The following is a 12393-nucleotide window of genomic DNA, read 5'->3' as shown; positions in this document are numbered from 1 at the left end:
CTCAGCCAGACTTGCCTCGCCGCAGGCCGCGGACTTAACCTCTCGGGAATCTGTCCACGCATCGAGATTCCAAGATGCGGTCCGTGTTTGCGCTCATCGTGGTTGCCGCATTGCTCTGCCTCGCTGGCCCCGTCGTGGCCCAGCCGGTCGGGCAATTCCCGTTTGCGCTGACGCGCGAAGGCCAGATGCTTGGCGCCGTCGAAGGCGAGGTGGCTTTCTTCCGGGGGCTTGCTTATGCCGCCGCGCCGATCGGACCGCTGCGCTGGCGGCCGCCGCAGGCAACGGTCGAGGAAAGCTCCGAGATGCGCACCGCTTACGAGTACGGCGCGCCCTGTGCCCAACAGTTGCTGGCTGACGCGAGCGAGGATTGCCTCACGCTGAACGTGTTCCGCCCCTTCGGCGTCGACGGTCCGCTGCCGGTGCTGGTGTTCATTCATGGCGGCGCGTTCGTCAGCGGCACCGCGAACGATCCGCTGTTCGATGGTGCCAGGCTCGCGCAGGCCGGCCTCATCGTGGTGACCGTGAATTATCGCCTCGGCGCACTGGGCTGGCTCACTCATCCCGCACTGTCGGAAGGCGGCTCCGGCAATTACGGACTGATGGACCAGATCGCGGCGCTGCATTGGGTCCACGACAACATCGCGGCGTTCGGCGGCGACGTGAACAACGTCACGCTGTTCGGCAGTGGCGCGGGCGCGACGTCGATTGCGCTGCTGATGCTCTGCGACGCGGCGCGCGGTCTGTTTCACAAAGCCGTCCTGCAATCGGTGCCCGGCCGCGTGCATCTGCGCTCGCGGCAGGAGGCGGGGGCTGCAGGCCTGCAATTCGCGACTGAACTTGGGCGTCCCGCAGATCTGCGCGGCGCCGAGCCCCGGCGTCTTCTGGCCGCCGAAAAGAAGCTGCTCGCGACATCACCGCATAGCTTTGCGCCGGTGATCGACGGAAGCCTCGTGACGGAAGATATCGCTAGTGGCTTTGCGGCCGGACATGAAAGCCGGATTCCGCTGATCATCGGCGCCAACGATGACGAGACGGATTTCGACAGCGAACCCGACATCGCGCAGGCGCTCGCATCGTCCGGCATCACCACGGATGAGTTGCGCACGCTCTATCCCGACCTCGCTCAGGATTCGGACCTTGCGGCGCGGTTCTATACCGACAAGGTCTTCTCCGAGCCGGTGAGGTTGCTCGCGCGCCTGCATGCCGCAACCGGCGCACCGGTCTTCCGCTATCGCTTCGCCTATGTGCCGGAAGCCCGGCGCAAGACTTTAGAAGGCGGTCACGGGCGGGAATTGCAGTTCATCTTCGGCGTGGAGGGGGTGCCCGGCGCGGGCATCTTCTCACGGCGCGATCGTGAGGTCGCAAGCCGCATGCGCGCCTACTGGGTCAACTTCGCGAGGAGCGGCGATCCCAACGGTCCTGACCTGCCACGCTGGGATGCTGCCGCAGGCAACGATCGCCTGCTGCTGATGACGAACGAGCGCATCGCGAGCGGCGAGGATCCCTTCGCGGAGCGTCTCGACCGGATCGCGCGCTAGCGCGACGAAAGCAATTGGATTTAGGCTGCGAGCTCGACGCGCGGGGCCGGCGTCAGCCGGTCTTCTTCCAGATAGTCGATCGCGCCGTCCTTCTCGACGGCATAGAACTGCTGGCCTTCCTTTGACCGGTAGGCGGCACGGACGACGCCGCGGCGGCCCTTGTCACTGTTGACGACGTCCCCCAGCGCAAACTTCTTCATCTCACGTCTCGCTTGTCTTCAGGCCGACTCCTTCGGCCATAGGGGCGATTTTGGGCGGCAAATCGTTAACGACTTGCTAACCATACCGGTTTGCCTATGCTCGCCGCCGATCGCGCGCACAGCTACACGCGCATGTTGCCAACGAGACGAGCCCAGTATCCATGACGCGCTTTCCGACCCTGTTTCTGTCGCACGGCGGCGGCCCCTGGCCCTTCATGGAGGACAGGCGGGTGCAATATGCCAAGACCGCCGAGGAGTTCGGTCGGCTGCCGCAGCTCCTCCCTGAAAGACCGAAGGCGGTGCTCGTCATCACCGGGCATTGGGAGGCCGACGCCTTCACCGTCTCGACCTCGGCGCATCCGCCGATGGTGTATGACTATTACGGTTTCCCCGAGCATACCTATCACATCAAATATCCGGCGCCGGGCAAGCCCGAGCTCGCAGCGGATGTGAGGGCGCTGCTCAAGCACGCAGGGCTCGATTGCCGGGAAGATCCCAACCAGGGTTTCGATCACGGCACCTTCGTCCCGCTCGGCTTGATGTATCCGAACGCGGACATGCCGATCGTGTTGTTGTCGCTGAAGTCGACTTACGATGCGGCCGAGCACATCAAGGCCGGGCAGGCGATCGCCTCGTTGCGCGACGAAGGTATCCTGATCGTCGGCAGCGGGCTCACCTACCACAACATGCGCGGCTTCAACCGACCGGAGTCCAAGCCCGTCTCCTACGACTTCGAGGCCTATCTCAACGAAGCCATCAGCAATCCGGATGCGGCGCGCCGCAACGCGATGCTGGTCGATTGGGAGAGCGCGCCGAGCGCGCGGTTGGCGCATCCGCGCGAGGACCATCTGCTGCCGCTGATGGTGGCGTCGGGTGCGGCCGGCAGCGATGTCGGCAAGCGTGTCTTCGTCGACGAGGTCGCGAGTGTTGCGATGGCGTCGTACGTGTTCGGATGATGCCTCTGACGCAAAACCACGAAAACAACCCCATGCACAGTAGAACGGCTGAGCAATTTGAATGGGTTAGCGGGGGGCTTTTGCCGGTCTGGATAACGAGGCGGCGTCCTGGCGACATTTGACTCGTCGGGCAAAACAGGAGCAGAGTCCAATGATGGCCGTGGCAGCGTGATCAGTCTCGTAGGGCGGATTAGCGAAGCGTAATCCGCCGTCGGGCCGCAACAAGGATGGCGGATTACGCCTTCGGCTAATTTGCCCTACGCAGCTTTCAAGCTCAGCCGTACTTCAGCTTCATGAACAGGATGCCGCCGGCGAGCACCATGGTGATGGCATTGGCGGCGACCAGGGGCGCATCGCCGCTGAGCAGGCCGTAGATCAGCCAGAGCGCCAGGCCCAGCACCATGACCAGGAACATGCCGAGCGAGATGTCTCCGGTGGAGCGGGTCTTCCACACCTTGAGGGCTTGCGGCGCGTAGGCCACGGTGGTGCAGGTGGCGGCGGCAAAGCCGATCAGCTTGATCACGAACGGGTCCATGCGCGCTCTATAACATGGATTCGACGATGGTGATGCCTCAGGGGCGGTGCGATGCCATCAGGCTGCGATAGAGCGCGGCGTATTCGCCGGCCCGATGACGCCAGGAGACGTCGGTGGCAATGCCAGTCAACTGCAATTGCCGCCACGCCGCCTTGTCGTGGAAAGCAAGACTCGCACGCCGCAACGCCGCCGAGAGATTTTCGGACGAGACCGGCCCGAACGTAAATCCTGTCGCCGGCTCGCTCACGGTATCGGCGAGGCCGCCGACGCGCGAGACGATGGGCACGGCGCCATAGCGTAGCGCGCAGAGCTGGGTCAGGCCGCAGGGCTCGAACCTGGATGGCACCAGCAGCGCATCGGCGCCCGCCTGGATGAGGTGCGCGAGCGCCTCGTCATAGCCGATGATGGCCGCGATCCGGCCGGGACAGGCCCGCGCGGCGCCCTGGTAGCGATCCTGCAACTCGGCATCGCCGCTGCCGAGCAGGGCCAATTGCATGCCCTCGCCGAGGACGATCGGCATGGCCTCGAGCAGGAGATCGAGACCCTTCTGCCACGACAGGCGGCTGATGACGCCGAGCAGCAGCGCATCCGGCCGCGGGTCGAGGCCGAACCGTTGCTGCAGCGCCGCCTTGTTGGCCGAGCGGAACGTCAGGTCCTCCGCGCCGAAGCGATAGGCGATGTGCGGATCGGTTTGCGGATTCCACACCTCGGTGTCGATGCCGTTGAGGATGCCGCTCAAAACGCCCGCGCGTTCGCGCAGGAGGCCGCCGAGCCCCATGCCGCCTTCATCGCTCTGGATCTCATGGGCGTAGGTCGGCGACACCGTGGTGATGCGATCGGCGAACTGCAGGCCGGCCTTGAGAAAGCTGATGCCACCGAAATATTCCAGACCGTGAACATCGAACGAGGCTTCCCGGGGCAGGCCGATCGCGCTCGTCAATTCGCGGTCGAACTTGCCCTGATAGGCCATGTTGTGGATCGTCATCACCGTGCCGGGCCGCAGGCGATCGTCATAGTGGAGGTAAGCGGGCACGAGACCTGCCTGCCAGTCATGGGCGTGCACGACATCGGGCACGAAGGCCGGTACGAGGCCGTAACCGATATCGGCGGCGACGCGCGCCAGCGCCGCAAAGCGCACGCCATTGTCAGGCCAGTCGACGCCCTCGGTGGTGACGTAGGGGTTGCCCGGCCGCGCGTAGAGATGCGGCACGTCGAGCACGAACAGGTCCAGCCCGTCATACGAGCCGGCGAGCAGGCGTCCGGGGCCGCCGAAATAATCCGGCCAGCGCCAGACTTCGGCCGCGTTCGAGACCAGCCGCATCACGTCGGGATAGCCCGGCATCAGCGTGCGCATCTCGACGCCGTGCGCCTTCAGCGCAATCGGCAGCGCGCCGGCGACATCCGCGAGGCCGCCGGTCTTGACGATGGGATAGACCTCAGAGGCGACCGCGAGGACGCGAACGGGCGTCATGTATTGAGCCTGTCGATCATCGGCTGGGTGATCAGCGAGATGCCCTGCTCGGTGGTGCGGAAGCGTTTTGCGTCGAGCTCGGGATCCTCGCCGACCACGAGTCCTTCGGGGATCTCGATGCCGCGATCGATCACGACGTTCTTCAGCCGCGCGCCGCGCCCCACATTGACGTAAGGCATGATCACCGCGTTCTCGACATTGGCATAGGAGTTGATGCGCACGCCGGTGAACAGCAGCGAGCGGCGCAGCGAGGCGCCGGAGATGATGCAGCCGCCCGAGACCAGCGAGCTCACCGCCTGGCCGCGCCGGCTCTCCTCGTCATGGACGAATTTCGCCGGCGGCGTGATCTCGGCGTAGGACCAGATCGGCCAGGCGCGATCGAACAGGTCGAGCTCCGGCACCACGTCGGTGAGGTCGATATTGGCGGCCCAATAGGCATCGACCGTGCCGACATCGCGCCAATAGGCGCGGGGGTCCTCGCCGGAGCGGACGCATGACGTCGAGAACTGGTGCGCGATCGCGCGGCCGTTCTTGACGATGTAGGGAATGATGTCCCTGCCGAAATCGTGGTTCGAGTTCGGGTCCTCGGCGTCGCGCTTGAGCTGGTCGAACAGGAATTTCATGTCGAACACGTAGATGCCCATGCTGGCGAGCGAGACATCGGGCTTGCCCGGCATCGGCGGCGGATCCTTGGGCTTCTCGAGGAACTGCTGGATCCAGCCGTTCTCGTCGATATGCATGATGCCGAAGCCGGAGGATTCCTCGCGCGGCATTTCGAGGCAGCCGACGGTGACGTCGGCGCCGCTGTCGACGTGCTGGCGCAGCATCACCTCGTAATCCATCTTGTAGATGTGGTCGCCGGCGAGCACGACGATGAAGCGGCAGTTGTGGGACTCGATGATGTCGATGTTCTGGTAGATGGCATCCGCCGTGCCGACATACCACATGTTCTCGGAGACGCGCTGGCTCGCCGGGAGGATGTCGAAGCTCTCGTTACGTTCGGGGCGGAAGAAGTTCCAGCCCATCTGGAGATGCCGGATCAGGCTGTGCGCCTTGTACTGGGTGGCGACCGCGATGCGGCGGATGCCGGAGTTGACCGCGTTCGAAAGTGCGAAATCGATGATGCGGGACTTGCCGCCGAAATAGACCGCGGGCTTGGCGCGCCGGTCGGTCAATTCCAGCAGCCGGCTGCCGCGTCCGCCGGCCAGGACGAATGCCAGGGCCTGGCGGGCAAGCGGCTCATTTCCGGCGGCACTCATGTCATCCTCCCACTCGTCTGGCGCAAGCCAAATTCTGGCGTAAACCAAGGCTTTCGCGAAGTGCCTTCCGGCCGCGCGCCATTGGAACCGATAGTAACGGTACGAATAGTAAATCGGGAAGGTGCTTGTTGGTTGCGAACGGATGGGAAGCTTAACGCTTTGCCGTGGTCTGCGACCTCCAGCCGCGTCGCATCGGTGTCACATCGGGGCGGCGAGGCCGACCACGATTAAGGCATGCGCGGATTGTGTTGTGCGCCGCACGCAAAATGGAGTCTTTGACTTCGCGCAAGGATGCCCGATCATGGGAATGCGATCCTTTTTCCCAAGCGAAACGTCAGACAGGGAGCAAGACGATGAGGATCTGGAAATCGGCGATTGCCTGGTCTCTGGCGGGCGCGGTCCTGGCCGGCCAAATCGGGCAGGCCACGGCGGCGCCGCTGCCGACCAATGTCGCGACCATGAAGGCCGCCGTCGGTGACGACGTCACGCAGGTGCATTGGCGTGGGGGCGGCTGGGGATGGGGCCTCGGCGGTTTCGCAGCCGGCGCGATCATCGGCGGCGCCATCGCCAGCAGCGCGGCCTATGGTTACGGACCGTATTACGGCGGCTATGGTTACCCCGGCTATGGCTACGGCTATGGTTATGCGCCCGCCTATTACGGCTACGGGCCGGCCTATGCCTATCCGCGCTACTATCGGCCGTACCGCCCGTATTACGGCTATGGCTACTACCGGCCTCGCGCGTACTACCGGCCATATTATCGCGGCTATTGGTAAGTGCGGTTAGATTAAAGCGAGAGCCACACGATCAGGCTCATGCAGGCGAAATGCGCGAGCACGATCGCGGCGAGATGCAACGGACCGGCCTTGAAGCGAGGCCTGTGCATCCCGCCGCGCCCCCGCGCTAGTTCGATCCCGCGGCCGCAGCCGTGAAGCTGCGGTCGACGGCTTTGCTGACATCGAGCGTCTTCGGCAGGATGCCGTAACGCGTCGAGCGGTCGGAGGCTTCCTGCACCTCCTTCACCACGTTCTCGTCGATCACGATCGGGCTGGTGCGCTGCGCGGTGTAGGCTGACAGCAGCACGTCCTCCGGCAACTTGGTCAACTCGGCCGTGCTCTTCGCGTACTCAGCGAGGTGATCCAGCGACCACAGCCTTGCCTTGTTCAGCCGCTGCACCAGGTCCTGCACCGCCGCGCGCTTGGTGGCGATGGCGTTGTCGGAGGCGACGATGAAGGTGATGGTCGGCGTCAGGCCTTCGCCGTCGGCGATGACACGGGCCTTGTCCTTCAGCGTCGCGAACGAGACATAGGGCTCCCACACCGCCCAGGCGTCGATCGAGCCCGCGACCAGCGCGATCTTGGCATCGACAGGGCCGAGCGGCGCGAAGGTCGCGTCCTCGAGCTTGATCTGCGCCTTCTCCAGCGTCGCGTCGATCAGGAACTGGCCCCAGCCGCCGCGCGTGCCGGCGAGACGTTTTCCTTTGAGATCAGCCGCCGACTTGATCGGTGAATCCTGGCGCACGAGAATGGCTTGCGTCTTCGCATCCGACTTGGTGCCGCCGATCGCCTTGATCGGCGCGCCGGCCGCATACACCGACAGGAACGAGAGATCGCCGGTGTAGCCGACGTCGAGCGCGCCGGCGTTGAGCGCTTCCAGGATCGGCGCTGCCGCGGGGAATTCCGACCATTCGATCTTGTAGGGCAGGTCCTTGGCATAGCCGGAGATCTCGAGCAGCGAGCGGTTGCCGCCCTTCTGGTCGCCGACGCGCAGCACGACGGTGTCGGCGGCGAAGGATGCGGCGGCCGTCGACAGCGTGATGGCTGCCGCGAGCAGCGATGCCGCAAGCCGGCGGGTGATGGAATGATCGTCGAAGTTGGTGCTCATGTGGCCTGTCTTGTTGCTTTGCTCACGATTTGTGAGCGAACGATTGAGCGGGACGATCAAGTCTATGATCGCGCGATGCGCAGTCAATGAAATGGCCATTCGTATTGCGCGCGAATCCGGCAAGGACGTTTCAGCAACGCGCCGCTTTCGAGAACGAGCGGCGTGCGCGGCCGAAGATGCGTACGGATGCAGCAGGAGAGGGAGCAGCATTGCCTGCTTGCACGATGATGCGTCAGTGAAAATCGTTTCATCGCCGTCGAGCGGGCTGATGGAGAGAATGACTTCGCTGCGCGCCACATTCGAAATTCCATTTCATTGACGATGCAGCACCCGCGCCGCATGATTTGCGCATCGCATCAAAGCGGCGCGTGAAGCGCCGATGAAGAATATTCTCTCAACGCAGCTCCACACGGAACATGCGCAACGCGAAGCGCTGCGCCAACGGCGGAGCTGTGCCAACTCAGGAGCGGGGCTGATGGACAAGGATAACAAGCGCGGCGGATCGGGCCTCGACCGGCGGCATTTGCTCCAGGCAGGGCTGGCGGCTGCGTTCGCCGCGCCGCTCGGTGCGTTCGGTACGGCGCAGGCCTTTGCGCCGCAAGCGATCGCGCCCGGCGTCGACCTCTCGGAGTTTCCGCTGTGTCGGACGGCTGCGGATGGCCCCGTACTCACCGGTGCACCGCGCAAGCTGAAACTGTCGTGGAATGCCGGCGCGGTGTGCCTTGCGCCGGTGCCTGTCGCCATCGAGCACGGCTTCTTCCAGAAGCACAATCTCGACGTCGAGCTCGTCAACTATTCCGGCTCGACCGACCAGCTGCTCGAGGCGATCGCGACGGGGAAGAGCGATGCCGGCCTCGGCATGGCGCTGCGCTGGCTGAAGCCGCTGGAGCAGGGCTTTGACGTCAAGATCGCCGCCGGCACCCATGGCGGCTGCATGCGCGTGTTGACCCGGGCCGATTCCAACGTGAGCAAGCTCGCCGATCTCAAGGGCAAGATCGTCGCGGTCGGCGATCTCGCCGGTCCCGACAAGAACTTCTTCTCGATCCAGTTGGCCAGGCTAGGTATCGACCCGAACAAGGACGTCGACTGGCGTGCCTATCCCGGCAATCTCCTGAACGTCGCGGTGGAGAAGGGCGAGGTCCAGGCGTTCCTGTCGTCCGATCCGCTGGGCTATCTCTGGCTCAAGGACAGCCAGTACAAGGAGGTTGCCTCCAATCTCGACGGCGAATACCGCGACAAGAGCTGCTGCATCCTCGGCTTGCGCGGCAGCCTGGTGCGTGAGGAGCCGCAGGTCGCGCGCGCGATCACGCAGGCGCTGCTCGACGCCGCGATGTTCACCGCGCAGAACCCGTCGGTGACGGCAAAGTCGTTCCAGCCCTACGCGCCGAAGACGGCAACGCTTGCCGATATCGAGGGCATGGTGCGCTACCACACCCACCATCATCATCCCGTCGGCGAGGTCCTGAAGCGCGAGCTCAAGGGCTATGCCGACGATCTGAAGAGCGTGCAGGTCTTCAAGGCGAGCACCGACACGGCCAAATTCGCGGAGCGCATCTATGTCGACGTATTCGCTGTCTGACGGCCTCACCTCCGGCGCGCCGCGTACCTCGCGCGCGCCGCTGCTGGCGAGCTGGCTCCGGGAGTCGGGCGTCGGCATTCTCGCCAGTGTTGCCTGGATCGCCTTCGGCGCGTCCTGCCTGTGGTGGGAGGATGTCGGCGACTGGTCGCGCACGCATTCGCTCGGCATCGCCGCCTTCGTTATCGCGGCAATCGCGCTGTTCGGAACCGTCGCTGCCGACTATCTCGGCTCGGCGGGACAGGCCCTGCACAAGCGCGGGCCCTGGCTGGTCGCGCTCGGCGCGTTCCTGACGGTGTGGGAGGTGGCGACTGCCAAGTTTGCCTGGCTGCCGCTGCCGTTCTTCCCGCCGCCGCAGTCGATCATCGAGGTCTATACCGACGATCTGCCGAAGCTGCTCGACAGCGTGTTCGCTTCGGTCAAGCTGCAGCTCGGCGGCTATCTGATCGGCGCCACGGTCGGCTTCCTGACCGGCGTGTCGATCGGCTGGTCGCGCGCGGTCGGCTATTGGGTGCATCCGGTGCTGCGCTTCATCGGCCCGCTGCCGGCGACCGCCTGGCTGCCGATCGCGTTCTTCACGTTTCCGTCGAGCTGGAGCGCCTCGACCTTCCTGATCGCGCTCGCAACCGGATTCCCGGTCACCGTGCTGACCTGGTCGGGCGTCGCAAGCGTCAGCAACGCCTATTACGACGTCGCGCGCACGCTCGGCGCAAAGCCGACCTTCCTGGTGCTGAAGGTCGCGATCCCCGCCGCGCTGCCGCACGTCTTCGTCGGCCTGTTCATGGGGCTCGGCTCGTCCTTTGCCGTGCTCGTCGTCGCCGAGATGATCGGCGTCAAGGCCGGGCTCGGCTGGTACCTGCAATGGGCGCAGGGCTGGGCCGCCTACGCCAACATGTATGCGGCGCTGATCGTGATGTCGCTGCTCTGCTCCGGCGCGATCACGCTGCTGTTCGCGATCCGCGACCGCCTGCTGGTCTGGCAGAAGGGGACCGTGAAATGGTAGCCGCCGCCGCATTGGCCGAAGTCGCAGCGCCGCTGGCCGCGGGCGCCGCGCTCGATATCGAGCAGGTCAGCCACGCCTTCGACATCGACGGCGCCGAGCTGCCGGTTCTCGATGACGTCAGCATCTCCGTGGAGCCCGGCGAGTTCGTCGCGCTGCTCGGCCCATCCGGCTGCGGCAAGTCCACCTTGCTGCGGCTGGTCGCCGGCCTCGACAAGCCCAAGGTCGGAACACTGCGCGAGGACGAGGCCCGCATCACCCGGCCGCATCCTTCGCGGGTGGTCGTGTTCCAGGATCCGACGCTGTTTCCCTGGCGGTCGGTCTGGGACAACGTCGCCCTGGGCCTCGAGGCCCAGGGCATCCTCAAGAGCCAACGCCGGCGCGTCGACGACGCGCTCGATCTCGTCGGCCTGGCGTCGTTCCGCAATGCCTATCCGCACCAGCTCTCCGGCGGCATGGCGCAGCGCGTCGCGCTGGCGCGGGCGCTGGTGAACGATCCCAAGATCCTGATCCTCGACGAGCCGCTGGGCAAGCTGGACTCGCTGACCCGCATCACCATGCAGGCCGAGCTCGTCTCGCTCTGGCAGCGCAAGGGCTTTACGACGCTGCTGGTGACACACGACGCCGAAGAGGCGCTGGTGCTCGCCAACCGCGTGATCGTCTTCAGTGACCGGCCAGCGCGCGTGAAGGCCGACATTCGGGTCGATCGTCCCTATCCGCGCCATCGCGGCGATCCGTATCTCGCCGACCTGCGCCGCCAGATTTTGGGCTTGTTGGGATTGGATGCCACATGGTGACTTCGGTAGCTCAGGGACGGGTGCCTCACAGCGAGCCCGACTATATCGCGCGCGCAGAGGCGCTGGCGCCGGGCTTTGCCGCGCGTGCGGCCGAGCATGACCGCACGGGGAGCTTCCCCTTCGAGAACTTTCGCGAGCTTTCCGAGGCCGGCCTGCTGTCGCTGACGGTGCCGGCGGCCCTTGGCGGGGCCGGCGCCGGCGCACGATACACCGCGCGTGTCCTCGGCATCATCGGCAAGGCCGATCCGTCGACTGCGCTGGTGCTGTCGATGCACTACATCAACCATCTGGTGATGGGGCGGAGCCCGACCTGGCCGCAGCGGCTGTCGCGCAAGCTCGCGCGCGAGACGGTCGAGGGTGTCGCGCTCGTCAACGCATTGCGGGTCGAGCCCGAGCTCGGCTCGCCCTCACGCGGCGGACTGCCGGCGACGATCGCGCGCCGGACCGAAACCGGCTGGCGCCTCTCCGGCCACAAGATCTATTCGACGGGCTCGCCGATCCTGAAATGGTATCTGGTCTGGGCCCGGACGGACGAGGCCGAGCCGCGGGTCGGCCAGTTCCTGGTGCCGGCGGGCCTGCCGGGCACGCGCATCGTCGAGACCTGGGACCATCACGGCTTGCGCGCCAGCGGCAGCCACGACGTCATCTTCGACGAGGTCGTGATCCCGCTCGATGCCGAGGTCGATGTCCGCAAGCCTGTCGACTGGCGCGCGCCCGACGTCGCGCAGGCGACCGTCCACACGGTCTTCGTTGCCGCGATCTATGACGGCGTCGCCCGCGCGGCGCGCGACTGGTTCGTCCAATTCCTGAAGCAGCGCGTGCCGGCGAGCCTCGGCGCGCCGCTTGCGACGCTGCCGCGCGCGCAGGAGATCCTCGGCGCCATCGAGGCTAGGCTCGCAGTCAATGCGCGGCTGCTCGACACCTTCGCCCGCGATTTCGACGACGGTGTCGATCTCTCCACCGGCGAATCCAACACCATCAAGCTGACGGTGACCAACAATGCCGTCGCCGTGGTCGAGGACGCATTGTCGCTGACCGGCAATCACGGCCTGTCCCGCAGCAATCCGCTGGAGCGGCATTATCGTGATGTCCTGTGCGGGCGCGTTCACACGCCGCAGGACGATGCCACGCGCACCGGCCTCGGCCGCACCGCGCTCGGACTTTAGAACACAAAAGG

The 12393-nt window shown here is 65.4% G+C and carries 13 protein-coding genes; 8 read left to right on the top strand and 5 right to left on the bottom strand.

All coding sequences use genetic code 11. The annotated features are described in order from the left end of the window. Nucleotides 1–74: 74 nt before the first annotated feature. Nucleotides 75–1538 (top strand): carboxylesterase/lipase family protein, encoded by a 1464-nt coding sequence (locus VGR99_RS36960; RefSeq protein ID WP_326904872.1) that lies wholly within the window; start codon nt 75–77, stop codon nt 1536–1538. 20 nt (nt 1539–1558) lie between these two features. Here VGR99_RS36960 and VGR99_RS36955 read toward each other — a convergent pair whose 3' ends face one another. Continuing rightward, nucleotides 1559–1738 (bottom strand): hypothetical protein, encoded by a 180-nt coding sequence (locus VGR99_RS36955; RefSeq protein WP_326904871.1) that lies wholly within the window; start codon nt 1736–1738, stop codon nt 1559–1561. A gap of 161 nt (nt 1739–1899) precedes the next feature. Here VGR99_RS36955 and VGR99_RS36950 point away from each other — a divergent pair, with 161 nt between their 5' ends. Then, complete coding sequence (locus VGR99_RS36950) at nt 1900–2694, top strand: class III extradiol ring-cleavage dioxygenase (protein ID WP_326904870.1); 795 nt, start codon at nt 1900–1902, stop codon at nt 2692–2694. Between the two features lie 274 nt (nt 2695–2968). Here the strand turns inward: VGR99_RS36950 and VGR99_RS36945 are convergent, their stop codons facing one another. The 3 genes from VGR99_RS36945 to glgC are packed head-to-tail and all read right to left on the bottom strand — an operon-like array spanning nt 2969 to nt 5959. Further along, on the bottom strand, nt 2969–3229 hold the full coding sequence (locus VGR99_RS36945; RefSeq protein ID WP_326904869.1) for a SemiSWEET transporter: 261 nt from the start codon (nt 3227–3229) through the stop codon (nt 2969–2971). Between the two features lie 37 nt (nt 3230–3266). Next, entirely contained in the window at nt 3267–4700 is a 1434-nt protein-coding gene (glgA, locus tag VGR99_RS36940; protein WP_326904868.1) for a glycogen synthase GlgA, read from the bottom strand. After that, a complete protein-coding gene (gene glgC, locus VGR99_RS36935) occupies nt 4697–5959 on the bottom strand; it encodes a glucose-1-phosphate adenylyltransferase (RefSeq protein ID WP_326904867.1) in 1263 nt (420 codons plus the stop codon). The genes glgA and glgC overlap by 4 nt, the downstream gene beginning before the upstream one ends. Before the next feature lie 353 nt (nt 5960–6312). Here glgC and VGR99_RS36930 point away from each other — a divergent pair, with 353 nt between their 5' ends. Continuing rightward, nucleotides 6313–6735, top strand: coding sequence for a hypothetical protein (locus tag VGR99_RS36930; RefSeq protein ID WP_326904866.1), 423 nt, complete (start codon nt 6313–6315; stop codon nt 6733–6735). Between the two features lie 127 nt (nt 6736–6862). Here VGR99_RS36930 and VGR99_RS36925 read toward each other — a convergent pair whose 3' ends face one another. Then, the gene (locus tag VGR99_RS36925) at nt 6863–7843 is read right to left on the bottom strand and encodes an ABC transporter substrate-binding protein (protein WP_326904865.1); all 981 of its coding nucleotides are present in this window, start codon (nt 7841–7843) and stop codon (nt 6863–6865) included. 43 nt (nt 7844–7886) lie between these two features. On the opposite strand from VGR99_RS36925, the gene VGR99_RS36920 reads away from it, so the two are divergent. From VGR99_RS36920 to VGR99_RS36900, 5 genes are all read left to right on the top strand, one after another. After that, nucleotides 7887–8162: a hypothetical protein gene (locus tag VGR99_RS36920; protein ID WP_326904864.1), complete on the top strand. Its 276-nt coding sequence runs from the start codon at nt 7887–7889 to the stop codon at nt 8160–8162. A gap of 156 nt (nt 8163–8318) precedes the next feature. Continuing rightward, the gene (locus VGR99_RS36915; RefSeq protein ID WP_326904863.1) at nt 8319–9422 is read left to right on the top strand and encodes an ABC transporter substrate-binding protein; all 1104 of its coding nucleotides are present in this window, start codon (nt 8319–8321) and stop codon (nt 9420–9422) included. Then, the gene (locus tag VGR99_RS36910) at nt 9400–10422 is read left to right on the top strand and encodes an ABC transporter permease (RefSeq protein ID WP_326904862.1); all 1023 of its coding nucleotides are present in this window, start codon (nt 9400–9402) and stop codon (nt 10420–10422) included. Before VGR99_RS36915 ends, VGR99_RS36910 begins: the two co-directional genes overlap by 23 nt. Beyond that, complete coding sequence (locus VGR99_RS36905) at nt 10416–11216, top strand: ABC transporter ATP-binding protein (protein WP_326904861.1); 801 nt, start codon at nt 10416–10418, stop codon at nt 11214–11216. The genes VGR99_RS36910 and VGR99_RS36905 overlap by 7 nt, the downstream gene beginning before the upstream one ends. Continuing rightward, entirely contained in the window at nt 11210–12382 is a 1173-nt protein-coding gene (locus tag VGR99_RS36900) for an acyl-CoA dehydrogenase family protein (RefSeq protein ID WP_326904860.1), read from the top strand. The genes VGR99_RS36905 and VGR99_RS36900 overlap by 7 nt, the downstream gene beginning before the upstream one ends. Nucleotides 12383–12393 lie beyond the last annotated feature (11 nt).

This window comes from Bradyrhizobium sp. (assembly GCF_035935975.1).
Taxonomy (GTDB): Bacteria; Pseudomonadota; Alphaproteobacteria; order Rhizobiales; family Xanthobacteraceae; genus Bradyrhizobium.
Note: the sequence above shows the minus strand (reverse complement) of the source record. Positions and strands in the feature narration are given on the sequence as shown.

Excerpts from the sequence above, each read along its gene's own strand:
- glgA (WP_326904868.1), bottom strand. The coding sequence starts at position 4,700 with ATGACGCCCGTTCGCGTCCTCGCGGTCGCCTCTGAGGTCTATCCCATC.
- VGR99_RS36910 (WP_326904862.1), top strand. The coding sequence starts at position 9,400 with ATGTCGACGTATTCGCTGTCTGACGGCCTCACCTCCGGCGCGCCGCGT.
- glgC (WP_326904867.1), bottom strand. The coding sequence starts at position 5,959 with ATGAGTGCCGCCGGAAATGAGCCGCTTGCCCGCCAGGCCCTGGCATTC.
- VGR99_RS36960 (WP_326904872.1), top strand. The coding sequence starts at position 75 with ATGCGGTCCGTGTTTGCGCTCATCGTGGTTGCCGCATTGCTCTGCCTC.
- VGR99_RS36925 (WP_326904865.1), bottom strand. The coding sequence starts at position 7,843 with ATGAGCACCAACTTCGACGATCATTCCATCACCCGCCGGCTTGCGGCA.
- VGR99_RS36900 (WP_326904860.1), top strand. The coding sequence starts at position 11,210 with ATGGTGACTTCGGTAGCTCAGGGACGGGTGCCTCACAGCGAGCCCGAC.
- VGR99_RS36945 (WP_326904869.1), bottom strand. The coding sequence starts at position 3,229 with ATGGACCCGTTCGTGATCAAGCTGATCGGCTTTGCCGCCGCCACCTGC.
- VGR99_RS36915 (WP_326904863.1), top strand. The coding sequence starts at position 8,319 with ATGGACAAGGATAACAAGCGCGGCGGATCGGGCCTCGACCGGCGGCAT.
- VGR99_RS36955 (WP_326904871.1), bottom strand. The coding sequence starts at position 1,738 with ATGAAGAAGTTTGCGCTGGGGGACGTCGTCAACAGTGACAAGGGCCGC.
- VGR99_RS36905 (WP_326904861.1), top strand. The coding sequence starts at position 10,416 with ATGGTAGCCGCCGCCGCATTGGCCGAAGTCGCAGCGCCGCTGGCCGCG.
- VGR99_RS36950 (WP_326904870.1), top strand. The coding sequence starts at position 1,900 with ATGACGCGCTTTCCGACCCTGTTTCTGTCGCACGGCGGCGGCCCCTGG.
- VGR99_RS36930 (WP_326904866.1), top strand. The coding sequence starts at position 6,313 with ATGAGGATCTGGAAATCGGCGATTGCCTGGTCTCTGGCGGGCGCGGTC.